The sequence below is a fragment of the Bradyrhizobium sp. UFLA05-89 genome, assembly GCF_059803475.1.
Map to the genome: position 1 here is coordinate 1 of NZ_JBANBA010000151.1, position 15587 is coordinate 15587.

Genomic DNA, 15587 nt, shown 5'->3' on the forward strand with positions numbered 1-15587 from the left:
CATTGAAGATTCCGCTTGGGATATTGCAGTTGGATGACGGAGATAACTTAATGTAACTGGCAACGTGAAGCGAGGGTGAGGGGTGGCATGGCGTTAGCGAAGATGAGCGTGGCTGAGGTCGAGCAGTTTCTCCGCGAGGAGTTTCCCCAGGCCTTCAGCGGCGACGACATCACGATCGAGAGCGCCGACGGACAGACAGCGCTGCTGCGCCAGCGCTATAGCGAAAGGATGCTGCGGCCCGGGGGAACCGTGTCGGGGCCGACGCTGATGGCGCTTGCCGATTTCGCCATGTACGTGGTGCTGCTGTCTGCGATCGGTCCGATCGGGCTCGCGGTCACCACCAATCTCAACATCAACTTCCTGCGCAAGGGTCAGCCGGGGCAGGATGTGCTGGCAGAGGCCCGGCTTTTGAAGCTCGGCAAGCGCCTCGCGGTCGGGGAGGTCAATCTGCTCTCGGGCACGTCGCCGGATCCGATTGCCCATGTCACGTCCACCTATTCCATTCCAAATGTTTGAGGTTTTTCGAGGTAATATAGCACCTTATTTTTAAGATACTGATTTTACTTACTTAATTTCTCTTGCCGGGCATTGACCGCTGCGCGCCACTTCTCTAGAAACCGCGCAGTCCGGCGCGTCGTTCGCGCCGTCATCTCCCCGTCCACGGAAATCAGATATGAAAACCTTTTCGGCAAAGCCCGCCGAGGTGACGAAGAAGTGGGTGCTGATCGACGCCAAGGGTCTGGTCGTCGGCCGCCTCGCCACCATCGTTGCCATGCGGCTGCGCGGCAAGCACCTCCCGACCTACACCCCGCACGTTGATTGCGGCGACAACGTCATCATCATCAACGCCCAGCACGCGGTGCTGACCGGTCGCAAGCGCGAGCAGAAGACCTACTACAAGCACACCGGCTATGTCGGCCATGTCAAGGAGCGCACCGCGCGCCAGATCCTCGAAGGCCGTCACCCCGAGCGCGTGCTCGAGAAGGCCGTCGAGCGCATGATCCCGCGTGGTCCGCTCGGTCGCGTCCAGATGGGCAACCTCCGCGTCTATGGCGGGGCCGATCATCCGCACGAGGCGCAGAGCCCGGAAAAGATCGACATCGCCAAGTTGAACCGCAAGAACACGAGGGCCGCATAACATGGCCGAATCCATCCAGTCGCTCGACCAGCTCTCGCAGCTCAAGACGGCCGCTCCCGAGGCGCCCAAGCACGAGAAGAAGGTCGACAAGCTCAATCGCGCCTATGCCACCGGCAAGCGCAAGGACGCTGTCGCCCGCGTGTGGATCAAGCCGGGCGCCGGCAAGGTCACGGTCAACTCGCGCGAGGTCGAGGTCTATTTCGCCCGTCCCGTGCTGCGCATGATGATCGAGCAGCCGTTCTCCGTGGCCCAGCGTTCCGGCCAGTACGACGTGATCTGCACCGTCGCCGGCGGCGGTCTCTCCGGCCAGGCCGGCGCAGTCCGCCACGGCATCTCGAAGGCGCTGACGCATTTCGAGCCGGAGCTGCGTACCGTGCTCAAGAAGGGCGGCTTCCTGACCCGCGACTCCCGTGTGGTCGAGCGCAAGAAGTACGGCAAGGCAAAGGCCCGCCGGTCCTTCCAGTTCTCCAAGCGCTAACCGCTTCGATAAAATTCGTCGCGAAAGCGGCTTCAATGAAATGCAAAAGGGCGCCGAATTCGGCGCCCTTTTGTTGTTCGTTTGTATGCAAATTGAGCCGGTGTTTTCCCGAAAAGTTGCGTCTGCATGAAAACCTGAATGGAACCCGGCAAGACCTAACGTTGCCGCTGGAAGGGCACGCGATCGGGCTGATCGCGTATTGGCTGGTTTCTAAAGGGGGCTGACATGATGTCGCTCGATAGCATCACGCTATACCTGGTTGCCACGATGGTAGCCGCACTGCTCGGCGCCATGATGGTGTTCTTCGGCAGGCAAGAGAAAAGTCCCGCGCTGAAATGGTGGGGTACTGCCTATCTCCTTGGCGCGGCTTCCGTCGCGCTTTGGACGGCCGCCGGCGACAAGCTTGGCGCGCAGCTCTATCTCGCGCTGAACGCCGTCGGCTTCGTCGCCTGCGGCATGGTCTGGAACGCCGCGCGCGTGTTCCACGGCCGCAAGCCGAACTGGCCCGGACTTCTGTTCGGTGCGCTCGGCTGGGCTGCCGCGGTGACGCTGCTCGATCCGGCTGCCGCGACGCTGCGCATGTTGATCGGCGCCGGCATCGTCTCGGTCTACGCAGCGCTGACCGCGGGCGAGCTATGGTCCGAGCGACGCAAGAGCCTGCAGCGAAGCTGGCCGGTCTTCGCCGTGCCGATCATGCACGGCTGCGTGCTGATGATGCCGATCCTGATCGGCGGCTTCCTGCGGCCGAACGATCCGCACTTCTCTACCAGCATCTGGGTCACGGTGTTCGCGGTCGAACTCATCCTCTACGCCGTCGGCACCGTGTTCGTGATCTTCATGCTGGTGTCCGAGCGCACGGTGACCGCACACAAGACCGCTGCATCGATGGACCCGCTGACCGGCATGTTCAATCGGCGCGGCTTTGCGGAAGCCTGCTCGCGCGTCATCGAGCGCGAGGCCAAGGCGGGGCGGCCGGTGACCGTCATGATCTTCGACATCGACCACTTCAAGTCGATCAACGACCGCTTCGGTCACCCCGCGGGCGACGAGATGCTCAAGCTTTTCTCGACCGTCGTGACCACCAATCTGCGTATCTCCGACCTGTCGGGCCGGATCGGCGGCGAGGAGTTCGCGGCGCTGTTGCCGTGCTCGCTGGAAGAGGGCGTGCTGGTCGCCGAGCGCGTGCGCGAGGCGTTCGAGACATCGGGCATCGTCGTCGACGAGGGCCCGGTCGACACCACCGTCAGCATCGGCGTTGCCGGTGGTCCGGCCGGCACCGAGCTCGAGGTGCTGCTGGCTGCCGCCGACACCGCGCTCTACCAGGCCAAGCGAGGCGGCCGCAATCGCGTCGAGGCCGCTGAAGAGCTGCCGCTGTCGCTGGAGAACTGGCGCCGTCAGACTGCCGCGCGGCTCCCGGTGCCACGACCGGCGACGGCCTGAGACGCGAAGGGAGCTTGCGGTAAGGCGCTGTTTACCATTCGACCGCTACCATCGTGGTCATGGAGACGATCCGTCAACAGACCTCACAAGCGGCTCTTGTGTCGCTCGAAGCGGCCGCGGCATCTGCGCGCGGCGGCTTCGGCTGCATCTTCTCGACATCGGACGAATACGAGACGGCGCTGATCACCGAGCGCCGCGCTCAGGGCCGCTACGCGCAGAATCGCGACCATCGACCGATCACACTCTTTGTCGCCTGCGCACTGACGGTGGTCGGCATAGTCCTGTTGTTCGCCTGAAGAGAGCAGTGCGGTTCGGCTGTGACCCCAAGGTGATCGGAAGGCGCCGTTTCGGCGCCTTTTTCTTTTCAGCCGCCTGCGCTAGACACGCCCTGTCAAACAAGAAGGGTGGAAACGATGATCACCGAGATCGCGCAAATCGACGTCAAGCCGGGCAGCGAGAAGGATTTCGAGGCGGCGGTGGCCAAGGCCAAGGCCGCGTTCGGCCGCTCCAAGGGCTTTCATGGCTTCGAGCTGCACAAATCGATCGAGAAACCGCAGCGCTACCGGTTGATGGTGAAGTGGGAGACGCTGGAGAACCACACCGTCGACTTCCGCGGCTCGGAGAACTTTGCCGAATGGCGGGGTCTCGTCGGCCAGTACTTTGCCGCGCCGCCTGAGGTCGAGCACACCAATACGGTGGTGACGACGGCTTGAGCCGTCTCACACCGTCGCGGTCTGCGCCGGCGCCTCATAGCTCTTGAAATGATCCAGCAAAACCTTGGCGATGGCGACCAGCGGGAGCGCGAGCGCCAGGCCCCAGATGCCGAAGACGACACCGAGCAGGATCTGGAACGCGAACAGCGTGGCGGGCGGAATATCGAGCGCCTGCCGCTGCAGGATCGGCGTCAGCACGTAACTCTCCATCGCATGGACGCCGAGAAACAGGATCAGGGCAGAGAGCGCCGCGACCCAGCCTGACGCGATGCTTGCCAGCACCACGATCACGCCGGCGATGATGGCGCCGACCGTCGGGATGAACGCCAAGAGACCCGCCTGGATCCCCAGGATGAACGAGCCGGGGATGCCGATGACGGCAAGTCCGATCCAGGTCACCACGCCGACCGCGAGCATGACGATGATCTGCGCGATCAGCCAGCGCTCCAGCGTCTCGCTGATACCGTCGATGATGACGGTGGCACGCGGGCGATGCCTGGCCGGCGCGATGAACAGGAGCCCGTCGTGATAGACGCTGGGCTGCGCAGCGAAGGCAAGCCCCAGAAACAGCACGATGAAGAAGTTGCCGACGGCGCTGATCGTGCCGAGCAGCAGCTTGAGGGTCTGGCTCACGATCGCCCCGCCGCTGGAGGCCAGCGCACCGGCGCCGGGGAGTCCGGTGCGTGGGGGTGACGCGCCAGGCGCCGTTTCCGAGCCGGACGGCGTCGCGTTCGCGGAGGAGGCGTTGCCAATGTCGAAGAAGCTGGTGTCGATGCCGTGGCTCTCGAGGAAGGCTTTGACGGTAACGAGCTGCGACTTGATGGTGTTGCTGAGCGCGGAGGCCTGCTCGGCGATGGTCGCGCCGCCGAGATAGGCCACCCCCGCGAGCATCGCCGCAAGCACCATGCAGACGATTGCAAGCCGGAGCGGATGCGGCAGGCCGACATGGCGCCCGAGCGCGTTGGTCAGCGCATTGAGGCCGACGCCGAGCAGCATGCCCGTGAAGATCAACAGCAGCGTTGCAGCGAAATACCAGGTGAAGACCAGCCCTGCTGCAAACAGCACGATGCCAATGCCGCCGACCGCGATCGCCCAGGCCAGATCGTTGCGGGTCCGGGATCGTTCATCTGCGGGAATCGTCACATGGTTTCCTTTGCGCGGCCGGCGTGCACGGCACTCTTTCGCGAAATCCCGCTGCGGATCAAGCCGGGGTCGCGTGCCGGTTTGACGCGTCCGCGATCTCGGCTCGCCCGTGCGAACGGCCCCTTTGACAGCCCCTTAGATCCTGCCTCGCGGACCCGGATGGGCCGGTTTGGGCCTCAACTGCGCTTCCAGCGGAGGCATTCAGGCGAAAATAGCATTGCCGTCCCGCGATCCCTTCGGTTGAAATTGTTCCATCCGACGGGCATGTTTGGAGAATCTTCTTCGGCGGGGAGGTCGGAACGGGAGATGAAAAAGCCGGTCGTCGGCGTAATCGGGAATTCCCATCGCGTCGAAAATCGATTCCAGGTCCAGATGGTCGGCGAGCGAAACTTGCGCGCCGTGGCCGAGGTTTCCGGCGGCTTGCCGCTGATGTTTGCGGGTTCGGCAGACATCACCGATATCGGTGCGCTGCTCGATTGCGTTGATGGCATCGTGCTCACCGGCGCCCGCGCCAACGTCCATCCCACGCGCTTCAACGTCGATCCCTGCCAGAAGCACGAGCCCTACGACATCCATCGCGACGAGGTCGCGCTGACGCTCTCGGTCGCCTGCGTTGCCCGCGGCATTCCGCTTTTCGGTATCTGCCGGGGCCTCCAGGAGATGAACGTCGCCTTCGGCGGCTCGCTGCATCCCGAGATCCGCGAAATACCGGGCCGCATGAACCATCGTATGCCCAGGCTCGAGAACGGCGAGATCCATCCTGATCCCACCGTCGTGTTCGCCGATCGCCACGAGGTCGATCTCACCCCCGGTGGCGCCTTCGCCAGAATCCTCGGCTGCGAAAAGATCAAGGTCAATTCGCTGCACGGCCAGGGCATTCTGGAGCCGGGCAAGCGCGTACTGATCGAAGGAGTCGCCGAAGACGGCACCATCGAGGCGATCCGCATCGCGGAAGCCCCGACTTTTGCGCTCGGCGTGCAATGGCACGCGGAATACGACCCGCAGCGCAATCCGATCAACCGGAAGATCTTTCAGGCGTTCGGCGAGGCGCTCGTGGCGCGGCAGCGGGCGACGGCGTAGCCGGTTAGCGCGCGGCGAGGGGCCCTTCTGCCATCGGGGAGCCGTGAATGGCCTCGCATGATCACTACTTCATCAAGGGGGCCGGGGTCTACGACACCCCGCTGCTGTTGCTTCATGGCTCTGGTCGGACCGAGCAGGACATGGTGCCACTTGCCGGCCAGCTTGCGCCGGCCTCGACGGCGGTTGCGGTTCGTGGAGCCCTTCCTTGGGAAGGTGGCTTTGCGTTCTTTCGCCGGTTCGAGGATCGCTCGATCGATGAACGCGATCTCATTGCCCGAGCGGATCGGCTTGCGGACGAAGTGAACCAATTCGGCATGGATTATCGGTTTCCAAAGCCGCCGATTGCCGTCGGTTTTTCGAACGGCGCAATCATGGCGGCTGCTCTAGTCATGCTTCATCCCCGCTCTCTCTCCGGTGCTGTTCTTCTCAGACCGCTGTCTCCGTTCGCTGTTGATCCAGCTACACGCGTTCCTGGTACGCCGGCTCTCATCATCGACGGCCACTACGACGAACGCCGCTCGCCCGGAGATGGCGCCCGCCTGGCAAGGCGTCTGGCGCGCATGGGCGCCGAGGTGACACACCACTCGCTACCAACCGGCCATTCGATCATCGAGGATGACATTCGGATGGCGCGCGAATGGCTGAGGCCATTTCTTCGCGCTGAGTGAGCACGCAGGTGGAGCTTTGGCTCTGCCCATTCTGCCGACTATGCGAACAAAAAAGGCGCCCCTTTCGGAGCGCCTTTCGCTTCTCATGGTCGGGACGGATCAGCCCGAATAGTACATCTCGAACTCAACCGGGTGCGGGGTCATCTCGAAGCGCTCGACCTCGGTCATCTTCAGCTCGATGTAGCTGTCGATGAAGTCGTCGTCGAACACGCCGCCGGCCTTCAGGAAGGCGCGGTCCTTGTCGAGATTTTCCAGCGCCTCACGCAGCGAGCCGCACACCGTCGGGATCTGCTTCAGCTCTTCCTTCGGAAGATCATAGAGGTCCTTGTCCATCGCCGGGCCCGGATCGAGCTTGTTCTTTACGCCGTCGAGGCCGGCCATCAGCATCGCGGCGAAGCCGAGATAGGGGTTGGCGAGCGGATCGGGGAAGCGCACCTCGACGCGCTTGGCTTTGGGCGAAGCGGTGTAGGGGATGCGGCACGAGGCCGAGCGGTTGCGCGCGGAGTAGGCGAGCAGCACCGGCGCTTCATAGCCCGGGACCAGACGCTTGTAGGAGTTGGTGGTCGGGTTGGTGAAGGCATTGATGGCCTTGGCGTGCTTGATGATGCCGGCGATGTAGGACAGGCAGGTCTCCGACAGGTCGGAGTACTTGTTGCCCGCGAACACCGGCTTGCCGTCCTTCCAGATCGACTGGTGCACGTGCATGCCCGAGCCGTTGTCGCCGTAGACCGGCTTCGGCATGAAAGTGGCAGTCTTGCCGTAGATGTGCGCGACCTGGTGGATGCAGTATTTGTAGATCTGCAGGTGATCGGCCATCAGCGTGAGCGTATCGAACTTCATGCCGAGTTCGTGCTGGGCGGAAGCGACCTCGTGGTGATGCTTTTCGACCTTCACGCCCATCTTGGCCATGGCGCCAAGCATCTCCGAGCGCATGTCCTGCACGGAGTCCTGTGGCGGCACCGGGAAGTAGCCGGCCTTGGTGCGGATGCGGTGGCCGAGATTGCCGCCTTCATATTCGGTGTCGGAGTTGGTGGGGAACTCCGCGGAGTCGAGCCGGAAGCCGGTGTTGTAGGGCTGCGCGGAATAGCGCACGTCATCGAACACGAAGAACTCGGCCTCGGGGCCGACGTAAACGGCATCGCCGACGCCCATCGACTTGACCATCGCCTCGGCCTTCTTGGCGATGCCGCGCGGATCGCGGTTGTAGGGCTCGCCGGTGGTCGGCTCGAGCACGTCACAGACGATGACCATGGTGGTCTCCGCGAAGAACGGATCGATCGTCGCGGTGACCGGGTCGGGCATCAGGCACATGTCGGACTCGTTGATCGCCTTCCAGCCGGCGATCGAGGAGCCGTCGAACATCTGGCCTTCGGCGAAGGTGTCCTCCTCGATCATGCTGACGTCGAAGGTCACGTGCTGCCACTTGCCGCGCGGATCGGTGAAACGGAGGTCGACGTATTTGACGTCGTTATCCTTGATCGCTTTCAGGACGTCTTTGGCGGTCTTCATGCATACCCCTTTTGGCTCTGCGGGTCGGTTTCCGGACTACGAGCGACGTTGTTCTCGCTTGTTGAGGCGCGCGAGTGCACAAACAACGTCAGGCCGCCAAGGCAGCCTTTTTTCTTAGGTAGAGTGTCGCAAAATTCGGGATAGCACCCGGCTCAGATAGCGTCCAGCCCGGATTCGCCGGTTCGGATGCGGATCGCTTCTTCGATGTTGGAGACGAAGATCTTGCCGTCGCCGATGCGCCCGGTCTGCGCCGCACGGCGGATCGCGTCGATCGCGCGCTCGACCAGGTCGTCGCCGATCACGATTTCGATTTTGACCTTGGGCAGGAAGTCCACGATGTATTCTGCGCCGCGGTAAAGTTCTGCGTGGCCCTTCTGGCGGCCAAAACCCTTGGCCTCGGTGACCGTAATGCCTTGGAGGCCTACTTCCTGAAGCGCCTCTTTCACCTCGTCGAGCTTGAATGGCTTGATGATGGCTTCGATTTTCTTCACTGCGCGCCTCCCGGCCTTTCGATCAAATAGCAACGTCTTCGTCAGGATGCGCTCTGTCATCGCGCGGAGTTGTCTTCTGTCCCAAGCTGCCTGACCAGCCCGGGCGGTGGCCGGCCACACCCTGATGAATGCCAGTGAGCACGACGAACCGATGCGGCTTCCTCAAAAGCAGGGTCTATGCCAAGTTGCAAATGCCCTGATTTTTGGAGCTTTATCAGCCTTTTAACGAGCATCTCGGATAGGTGGGCCAACTAGTCCAAAATAGCGAAGACTACGAAATAGGCAAACAGTTCAATCTGTGTGCAGATTGCGGACTTCAGCCCGAGATCGGCACGGAAACTGCCTGTTGAAAAGGCGTTTGTACCAGGGAAATGGCATGGAAGTACTGACCAACGCTGAAATGCAGCGGGCCGACCAGCTCACCATCGCGGCCGGCACGCCAGGTTTCAAGCTGATGCTGAGTGCCGGCCAAGCGGTCGCCGAAGCCGCGAGCGCGCTGGCGGAGGAGGGGCCGATCCTGGTGGTGGCCGGCCCCGGCAACAATGGCGGCGACGGCTTTGTCGCCGCAGCCGAGCTGGCAGCCCAAGGGCGCGAGGTCTCCGTCATCCTGATGTGCGAGCGCGACCAGCTCCAGGGCGATGCGGCCTCCGCCGCGCGCGGCTGGAAGCATCCGCTCTTGCCGTTCAATCCGCAGGCGATCGGCAGGCCCGCGCTGATCATCGATGCGTTGTTCGGCGCCGGTCTCAGTCGCCCGCTCGAAGGCGAGGCGCGTGAGATGATCGCGGCGATCAACGCCAATGGCGCGCCGGTGCTGGCCGTCGATCTGCCGAGTGGCATCAACGGCACCAGTGCAAGCGAGATGGGCGTTGCGGTGAACGCCACCGAGACCGTCACCTTCTTCCGCAAGAAGCCCGCGCATCTTCTGTTGCCCGGCCGGATCCATTGCGGCCGCGTACGTGTCGCCGACATCGGCATCGACGATCAGGTGCTTCACGAGATCAAGCCGCAGCTGTTCGAGAACGAGCCGGACTTTTGGGGGGCGACATTTCCTGTGCCGCGGATCGACGGCCACAAATACGCGCGCGGCCACGTGCTCGCGGTATCCGGTGATGCGGCGGCAACCGGCGCTGCACGTCTCGCCGCGCGCGGCGCGCTGCGTGCCGGCGCTGGGCTCGTAACCTTGGCCAGCCCGCGCGATGCGCTCGCGATCAATGCCGGCGCGTTGACGGCGGTGATGGTCCGACCGGTCGACACTGCGATCGAGTTCGGCGAGCTCCTCTCCGACAAGCGCTACAATACCTGCATCATCGGTCCGGGCACCGGCACGGGGACGCGCACCTGCGACTTCGTCCACACCGCGCTCTCGTCGCAACGACACTTGGTGCTCGATGCGGATGCGCTGACGAGCTTTGCCGCCAACCCCGAGCGGCTGTTTGAATCGATCAAGTCGTCGCGCGATAGCGATGTCGTGCTGACGCCGCATGAGGGCGAGTTTCCGCGCCTGTTCTCCGACCTCAGCAACAAGCATCCCGGCCGCTCAAAGCTCGAGCGCGTCCGTGCCGCCGCTGAGCGCTGCGGCGCGGTCGTGCTTTTGAAGGGACCGGACACCACCATCGCCGCGCCCGATGGTCGTGCGACGATCGCAGCCAACGCGCCGCCCTGGCTCGCGACGGCCGGTGCCGGCGACGTGCTCTCAGGCATCATCGCGGGACTCCTGGCGCAGGGCGTGCCGGCCTTCGAGGCCGCGAGCATTGGCGTGTGGATGCATGGTGAGGCGGCGGGTGAGGCCGGCCCCGGCCTGATTGCGGAGGACCTGACCGAGACGCTGCCGGCGGTGCACCGGCGGATTTATGATGCGCTGGGGGTGAAGTACTAGTGCTCAGACAGCTCGCGCTGGTCGATATGGATGCGGCCGCACGGGTCCATCGCATCGCCTTCGACGATGCGATGCCGTGGCTGGTCGGGCTGCACACGCCCAATGAGGACCGCTGGTTCTATCGCGAGCGAGTCTTCGCTGCGTGCCGTCTGTGGGGATGCTTTGCCGGGGACGCGTTAGTTGGAATCGTGGCTTTCCGCGACGACTGGATCGAACAACTCTACGTGCTGCCCGACGCGCAAGGGCGAGGCGTCGGCACCGCGCTGCTCGACGTCGCCAAGAGCGCCTTCGAACACCTGCAGCTCTGGACCTTCCAACGCAACGTTCGAGCTCGACGCTTCTACGAGGCCCGTGGGTTCGAGCTGGTCGAGGAGAGCGACGGGACGAGGAATGAGGAGAAAGAACCGGACGCTCGCTACGTCTGGAGCCGCCCGTAGGGCTTGCTCACTCCACCGTGTACCAGCGGATGAGCCGCGGTGCGGCCCAGTCGGTCGCGACGGACTCGATCAACCAACGTCCAGGGTATGTCGCCGCGAACGCGACGCGCTGGGTTTGGCCCGGCTCGATCGCGAGCGTGTCGAGCCAGTATGGCTTCCAGCCGTCGTCGAGCCTGTCGAGCAGGCGGAAATGATGGCCATGCAGGTGAAAGGCGGTGGTGACTGGCCCAGGGTTCTTCAAGGCCAACACGACAGTACGACCGGCCTTGGCCCGAAAGGCTGGGGCGGATGAGGCGAAGGAGCTTGCTGCGTGGGTCCAACCGGCATCAGGGGCGCCGAGCGCGACATCGAACCGCAGGGCGTTTTTCAGATCGAGCTGGATGGGAAGGTCATTCGAGGGGAGCGGCGGTGGCGGCAGCAGCGGCGCGCGTCGCTCGAACCAGCCGGTGATCGCGAGGGTCCCGATCTGGCGCGCCTCCTTGCCGTCATGCAGCAGGAATGAGGCCGATGCGGCCGTATCCACAAATGCGTCCGCGCGCGCACCTGGGGCGAGCACCAGAGCCCCGTTGCGAGCCGGGAAGGGCTCGGCAGGCTGTCCGTCCAGGGCCATCACGCGGACCTCGTGGTTTTCCAATTTGATTGCCAGAACAGTACGTTGGGAGCCGCTGATAAAGCGCAGCCGCAGTCGCTGATTGCCGGATGCTGAGAGCTCGAATGAAGTCCGTCCGTTGAGGGTGTAGAGTGGTGTCGTCTCTCTGGGATCGGTGCCCGGGGCGATTGCGATCCCATCCGGCCGCAGGCGCCATTCCTCGATCAGCAGCACCTCATCACGATCCACGAGGACGCGGTCGGCCTCGTCGACGATGATCGGGAGCGGCCGTGTAGGCTGCTTCAGGCCCTCCTCGAGCAGGCTGAGGTCGGCCAGCAGCGTCCCGGCGTGAGGCATTGAAATCATTGATGTTGCTGTCGTTCCCGGCGCAACAGCAGCGCCGCCCAGCAGCGGCTCGGCAGCCGCCGCGCCATCGAGGCCGTACCAGACTGGTGCGACTGGCACAGGCAAATCGTTGCGGAAGGTCACCTCGCAGCGGTCACCGCGCCTGAGATGGACGGCACCAGGTGGATTTAGCGCTGCGAGCTCCCAGATTGGTGTAGCTGCCTGCCTCGGCCTCAAAGCCAGCGTCGCAGGTCGTGCCTGGAGGGTGAGCCGCACAGCTGCCGGTGGCGTTGCTCCGCCCCCGGCCAGACCCGCCGCCGAGGCCGCCAGGCCGGCCAAAACCTCACGTCGGGTCGGGGCAAAAAATTGCTTCGTCATGAGGGTGATGCGGACCACGCCGCGCTGGATAAGTCCAGCCGTCGCGCCTATCTCAAGGGGGCATCCACACGGCCATTTTTTTGCTGCGAACAGGCGGGCACATGCTATAAGCCCGGCCGCCCGCGGGCATCGCGGCCGGTCTTGATGCAAATTCACGCGGGCGTGGCGGAACTGGTAGACGCGCTGGATTTAGGTTCCAGTGACGAAAGTTGTGGGGGTTCGAGTCCCTCCGCCCGCACCAAGCGCTTTCAGCGTTTGCACGGATTACTGAAGGGCCTCGTTCCTCATGGACGTTTTGTCCCGTGGAGGTAGGTCCGATGAACCACCGGCGCAGAGGCGTTTTGCCCGCGCGCCGGATCGATTGATGACAAATGTCGCGGCGGCAAGCGCCGTGACGAAGCGAGAAGAAGATTGGACGCCATGCAGGTCACAGAGACCCTCTCGGAAGGATTGAAGCACGAGTTCAAGATCAGCGTTGCCGCGTCTGATCTCGATGCCAAGGCCGACGCCAAGCTCGTCGACCTCAAGGACAAGGTGCGCCTCAACGGCTTCCGTCCCGGCAAGGTGCCGGTTGCTCACCTGAAGAAGGTCTACGGCCGTTCGGTGATGGCCGAGACCATCGACCAGACCATTCGCGACACCAACACGCAGATCTTCCAGGAGCGCGGCTTCCGCCTTGCGACCGAGCCGAAGATTACCATGCCGACCGAGCAGAAAGAGGTCGAGGAATTGCTCTCGGGCAAGTCCGACCTGACCTACACAGTCGCGATCGAGGTGGTGCCGCCGATCCAGCTCGCCGACTTCAAGAGCTTCCAGGTCGAGAAACCGGTCGCCGACGTGACCGATGTCGAGGTCGACGAGGCCATCAAGCGCATCGCCGACAACAACCGCAGCCACGCCGACAAGGGTGAGGGCGCCAAGGCGGCCTCCGGCGATCGCGTCACCGTCAACTTCAAGGGTACCATCAACGGCGAAGCGTTCGAGGGCGGCACCGGCGAGGGCATCCAGGTCCAGATCGGCTCCAACACCTTCATCCCCGGTTTCGAGGATCAGCTCATCGGCATCGGCGTGGGCGAGACCCGCACTGTGAAGGCGTCGTTCCCGAAGAACTACATGAGCGACAAGCTCGCCGGGAAAGACGCCGAGTTCGAGACCACCGCGACGCTGATCGAGGCGCCGCAGGACACCAAGATCGACGACGAGTTTGCCAAGTCGCTCGGCCTTGAATCGCTGGACAAGCTGAAGGAAGCCGCGCGCGAGCGGCTGGTGGCCGAGTTCGCCACCGCGACGCGTCAGCGCGTCAAGCGCGCGCTGCTCGATCGTCTCGACGAGGCCCATCGCTTCGATGCGCCGCCCTCGCTGATCGACGAGGAGTTCAATCTGATGTGGAACTCGGTCAAGGCCGAGATGGACTCCGCCGGCAAGACTTTTGCCGACGAGGACACCACCGAGGAGAAGGCGAGGGACGAGTATCGCAAGATCGCCGACCGCCGCGTGCGGCTCGGTCTCGTGTTGTCGGAGATCGGCGAGAAGAACAAGATCACCGTGACCGACGACGAGGTCGGTCGCGCGGTGATCGAGCGTGCGCGCCAGGTGCCCGGCCGCGAGAAGGAAGTGTGGGACTATTACCGCAACAATGCCAACGCGCTGGCCCAGCTTCGTGCGCCGATCTATGAGGACAAGGTGGTCGACTTCATCCTCGAGCTCGCCAACGTGACCGAGAAGAAGGTCTCGCGCGAGGAGCTCTACAAGGACGACGAGGCGGACAAGACCGCTGCGTAAGGCTTAGCAAGAAAGCCTTCCGTTAAGGATGATCAGCGGAAGCGGGCGCGCTAGCCAGGTGGCCGGCTGGGCCTGTTTCCGCGAATCAGCTTCAACGGGTCTTGATTTGCGCTGGCCTTGTCAGGAGCGAATTGGGCTATATCTGTGGCTACCTACTCAAGTCCTGCATCACGGGACGTCCATCCGCGCTAGGCAATTCCAGCCAAGACTGTCTTGCCGCGAGGATGTCCGCCTCTAAAAACCTAGGTGACTCATGCGCGATCCGGTTGAAACCTACATGAACCTCGTGCCCATGGTGGTCGAGCAGACCAACCGTGGCGAGCGCGCCTACGACATCTTCTCGCGCCTGTTGAAGGAGCGCATCATCTTCGTGACCGGACCGGTCGAGGACGGCATGTCGACGCTGATCGTCGCGCAGCTTCTGTTCCTCGAAGCCGAGAATCCGAAAAAGGAAATCTCGATGTACATCAACTCGCCGGGCGGCGTGGTGACGTCGGGCCTTGCGATCTACGACACCATGCAGTTCATCCGCCCGCCGGTCTCCACGCTCTGCACGGGACAGGCGGCCTCGATGGGCTCGCTGTTGCTCGCCGCCGGCGAGAAGGACATGCGCTTCTCGTTGCCGAACGCGCGCATCATGGTGCACCAGCCTTCCGGTGGCTTCCAGGGGCAGGCCACCGACATCATGCTGCACGCGCAGGAAATCCTGAACCTGAAGAAGCGGCTCAACGAGATCTACGTCAAGCACACCGGGCAGACCTACAAGTCGATCGAGGATGCGCTGGAACGCGACAAGTTCCTCACGGCAAACGACGCCAAGGAATTCGGACTCGTCGACAAGGTGATCGACAAGCGGGCCGAGGATCCGGCGCCGCCGAAAGGCCCGTAGCACTACCGATATGGTAACGGCGATCCCCGGAATTACCTGGGATCGTCAGGGCGGCCTTCACGTTAATGGCGCGTCGTGCGGCGCAAAAAAGCAGTTTTGCGCCTCGCGGCAGGCGGAAAGTTCCGCTTTCGTGCTGGTTCTTTCGTGGTAATCCAGCAACGCCCGGGTGATTTCGATCACTTCCCCCGTGCCAAGACGTGAAATCACGGTATTGTCACGGGTAGCCGGCGACCCCCGATTAGCGAATTCTTGATAGTCGGGTGACAGCATGGTTGGCTACGACTGATGGGCTAAGATCGCGGGAGAATCGAGTGACCGTGATTCGCACGGGATGTAACGCGTAGGGTCTTTTTTGGTACGGAATTTGCTCTATTTGAACTATACCGGCTGTCGTGCCGGAATGGAGCGATCGAGCGGACGGGATCGAACCGCGGACGGAGACATGAATGAGTAAGGTCGGCACGAGCGACTCCAAGAACACGCTGTATTGCTCGTTCTGCGGCAAGAGCCAGCACGAAGTCCGCAAACTGATCGCGGGTCCCACGGTCTTCATTTGCGACGAGTGCGTCGAGCTCTGCATGGACATCATCCGTGAGGAGAACAAGTCCTCGCTGGTGAAGTCGCGCGACGG

General features: G+C 63.2%; 18 protein-coding genes and 1 tRNA gene. 14 read left to right on the forward strand and 5 right to left on the reverse strand.

Going from position 1 to position 15587, the window contains the following annotated elements; genetic code table 11:
• The first annotated feature begins 87 nt into the window (after nt 1-87).
• The 6 genes from SO139_RS41820 (at nt 88) to SO139_RS41845 (ending at nt 3769) form a co-directional block, all read left to right on the forward strand.
• A complete protein-coding gene (locus SO139_RS41820) occupies nt 88-516 on the forward strand; it encodes a PaaI family thioesterase (protein ID WP_449384595.1) in 429 nt (142 codons plus the stop codon).
• Between the two features lie 157 nt (nt 517-673).
• Nucleotides 674-1138, forward strand: coding sequence for a 50S ribosomal protein L13 (gene rplM, locus SO139_RS41825; protein WP_027522853.1), 465 nt, complete (start codon nt 674-676; stop codon nt 1136-1138).
• A 1-nt stretch (nt 1139) separates the two neighbouring features.
• Entirely contained in the window at nt 1140-1616 is a 477-nt protein-coding gene (rpsI, locus tag SO139_RS41830; protein WP_449384596.1) for a 30S ribosomal protein S9, read from the forward strand.
• Nucleotides 1617-1841: 225 nt separating this feature from the next.
• Nucleotides 1842-3056, forward strand: a complete 1215-nt coding sequence (locus SO139_RS41835; protein WP_449384597.1) for a GGDEF domain-containing protein — start codon at nt 1842-1844, stop codon at nt 3054-3056.
• A gap of 59 nt (nt 3057-3115) precedes the next feature.
• Nucleotides 3116-3352 carry a hypothetical protein gene (locus SO139_RS41840; RefSeq protein WP_449384598.1) on the forward strand — a complete coding sequence of 79 codons (237 nt, stop codon included), beginning with the start codon at nt 3116-3118 and terminating at the stop codon, nt 3350-3352.
• Between the two features lie 117 nt (nt 3353-3469).
• Nucleotides 3470-3769 carry an antibiotic biosynthesis monooxygenase family protein gene (locus SO139_RS41845; RefSeq protein WP_449384599.1) on the forward strand — a complete coding sequence of 100 codons (300 nt, stop codon included), beginning with the start codon at nt 3470-3472 and terminating at the stop codon, nt 3767-3769.
• Nucleotides 3770-3775: 6 nt separating this feature from the next.
• On the opposite strand, the gene SO139_RS41850 is transcribed toward SO139_RS41845, so the two are convergent.
• Complete coding sequence (locus SO139_RS41850; RefSeq protein WP_449384600.1) at nt 3776-4912, reverse strand: AI-2E family transporter; 1137 nt, start codon at nt 4910-4912, stop codon at nt 3776-3778.
• Between the two features lie 306 nt (nt 4913-5218).
• Here SO139_RS41850 and SO139_RS41855 point away from each other — a divergent pair, with 306 nt between their 5' ends.
• Nucleotides 5219-5992, forward strand: a complete 774-nt coding sequence (locus SO139_RS41855; RefSeq protein ID WP_449384601.1) for a gamma-glutamyl-gamma-aminobutyrate hydrolase family protein — start codon at nt 5219-5221, stop codon at nt 5990-5992.
• 47 nt (nt 5993-6039) lie between these two features.
• Complete coding sequence (locus tag SO139_RS41860) at nt 6040-6660, forward strand: alpha/beta hydrolase (protein WP_498541868.1); 621 nt, start codon at nt 6040-6042, stop codon at nt 6658-6660.
• Between the two features lie 99 nt (nt 6661-6759).
• Here SO139_RS41860 and glnA read toward each other — a convergent pair whose 3' ends face one another.
• Together glnA and SO139_RS41870 are read right to left on the reverse strand one after the other, a co-directional pair.
• Nucleotides 6760-8169, reverse strand: coding sequence for a type I glutamate--ammonia ligase (gene glnA, locus SO139_RS41865; RefSeq protein ID WP_449384329.1), 1410 nt, complete (start codon nt 8167-8169; stop codon nt 6760-6762).
• A gap of 152 nt (nt 8170-8321) precedes the next feature.
• On the reverse strand, nt 8322-8660 hold the full coding sequence (locus SO139_RS41870; RefSeq protein ID WP_007603495.1) for a P-II family nitrogen regulator: 339 nt from the start codon (nt 8658-8660) through the stop codon (nt 8322-8324).
• A 376-nt stretch (nt 8661-9036) separates the two neighbouring features.
• On the opposite strand from SO139_RS41870, the gene SO139_RS41875 reads away from it, so the two are divergent.
• The gene (locus SO139_RS41875) at nt 9037-10536 is read left to right on the forward strand and encodes an NAD(P)H-hydrate dehydratase (RefSeq protein ID WP_498541869.1); all 1500 of its coding nucleotides are present in this window, start codon (nt 9037-9039) and stop codon (nt 10534-10536) included.
• Nucleotides 10536-10973 (forward strand): GNAT family N-acetyltransferase, encoded by a 438-nt coding sequence (locus SO139_RS41880; RefSeq protein WP_449384331.1) that lies wholly within the window; start codon nt 10536-10538, stop codon nt 10971-10973. Before SO139_RS41875 ends, SO139_RS41880 begins: the two co-directional genes overlap by 1 nt.
• A 7-nt stretch (nt 10974-10980) precedes the next feature.
• On the opposite strand, the gene SO139_RS41885 is transcribed toward SO139_RS41880, so the two are convergent.
• Nucleotides 10981-12285, reverse strand: a complete 1305-nt coding sequence (locus SO139_RS41885) for a multicopper oxidase family protein (protein ID WP_498541872.1) — start codon at nt 12283-12285, stop codon at nt 10981-10983.
• Nucleotides 12286-12441: 156 nt separating this feature from the next.
• Here SO139_RS41885 and SO139_RS41890 point away from each other — a divergent pair.
• The 3 genes from SO139_RS41890 (at nt 12442) to SO139_RS41900 (ending at nt 14956) form a co-directional block, all read left to right on the forward strand.
• Nucleotides 12442-12526 (forward strand) — tRNA-Leu (locus SO139_RS41890).
• Nucleotides 12527-12705: 179 nt separating this feature from the next.
• Nucleotides 12706-14067 carry a trigger factor gene (tig, locus tag SO139_RS41895; protein ID WP_498541870.1) on the forward strand — a complete coding sequence of 454 codons (1362 nt, stop codon included), beginning with the start codon at nt 12706-12708 and terminating at the stop codon, nt 14065-14067.
• 253 nt (nt 14068-14320) lie between these two features.
• Nucleotides 14321-14956, forward strand: coding sequence for an ATP-dependent Clp protease proteolytic subunit (locus tag SO139_RS41900; protein WP_449384333.1), 636 nt, complete (start codon nt 14321-14323; stop codon nt 14954-14956).
• A 57-nt stretch (nt 14957-15013) separates the two neighbouring features.
• Here SO139_RS41900 and SO139_RS41905 read toward each other — a convergent pair whose 3' ends face one another.
• On the reverse strand, nt 15014-15226 hold the full coding sequence (locus tag SO139_RS41905) for a hypothetical protein (protein ID WP_449384334.1): 213 nt from the start codon (nt 15224-15226) through the stop codon (nt 15014-15016).
• A gap of 176 nt (nt 15227-15402) precedes the next feature.
• On the opposite strand from SO139_RS41905, the gene SO139_RS41910 reads away from it, so the two are divergent.
• Nucleotides 15403-15587 (forward strand): ClpX C4-type zinc finger protein (locus SO139_RS41910; protein ID WP_498541871.1); only part of this gene is annotated, 185 nt, incomplete at its 3' end.

What these genes read in the sequence shown, in the direction of transcription:
- tig (WP_498541870.1), top strand. Translation starts at nt 12,706, where the DNA reads ATGCAGGTCACAGAGACCCTCTCGGAAGGATTGAAGCACGAGTTCAAG.
- SO139_RS41860 (WP_498541868.1), top strand. Translation starts at nt 6,040, where the DNA reads ATGGCCTCGCATGATCACTACTTCATCAAGGGGGCCGGGGTCTACGAC.
- SO139_RS41885 (WP_498541872.1), bottom strand. Translation starts at nt 12,285, where the DNA reads ATGACGAAGCAATTTTTTGCCCCGACCCGACGTGAGGTTTTGGCCGGC.
- SO139_RS41840 (WP_449384598.1), top strand. Translation starts at nt 3,116, where the DNA reads ATGGAGACGATCCGTCAACAGACCTCACAAGCGGCTCTTGTGTCGCTC.
- SO139_RS41855 (WP_449384601.1), top strand. Translation starts at nt 5,219, where the DNA reads ATGAAAAAGCCGGTCGTCGGCGTAATCGGGAATTCCCATCGCGTCGAA.
- glnA (WP_449384329.1), bottom strand. Translation starts at nt 8,169, where the DNA reads ATGAAGACCGCCAAAGACGTCCTGAAAGCGATCAAGGATAACGACGTC.
- SO139_RS41875 (WP_498541869.1), top strand. Translation starts at nt 9,037, where the DNA reads ATGGAAGTACTGACCAACGCTGAAATGCAGCGGGCCGACCAGCTCACC.
- SO139_RS41900 (WP_449384333.1), top strand. Translation starts at nt 14,321, where the DNA reads ATGCGCGATCCGGTTGAAACCTACATGAACCTCGTGCCCATGGTGGTC.
- SO139_RS41835 (WP_449384597.1), top strand. Translation starts at nt 1,842, where the DNA reads ATGATGTCGCTCGATAGCATCACGCTATACCTGGTTGCCACGATGGTA.
- SO139_RS41820 (WP_449384595.1), top strand. Translation starts at nt 88, where the DNA reads ATGGCGTTAGCGAAGATGAGCGTGGCTGAGGTCGAGCAGTTTCTCCGC.
- SO139_RS41845 (WP_449384599.1), top strand. Translation starts at nt 3,470, where the DNA reads ATGATCACCGAGATCGCGCAAATCGACGTCAAGCCGGGCAGCGAGAAG.
- SO139_RS41905 (WP_449384334.1), bottom strand. Translation starts at nt 15,226, where the DNA reads ATGCTGTCACCCGACTATCAAGAATTCGCTAATCGGGGGTCGCCGGCT.
- rplM (WP_027522853.1), top strand. Translation starts at nt 674, where the DNA reads ATGAAAACCTTTTCGGCAAAGCCCGCCGAGGTGACGAAGAAGTGGGTG.
- rpsI (WP_449384596.1), top strand. Translation starts at nt 1,140, where the DNA reads ATGGCCGAATCCATCCAGTCGCTCGACCAGCTCTCGCAGCTCAAGACG.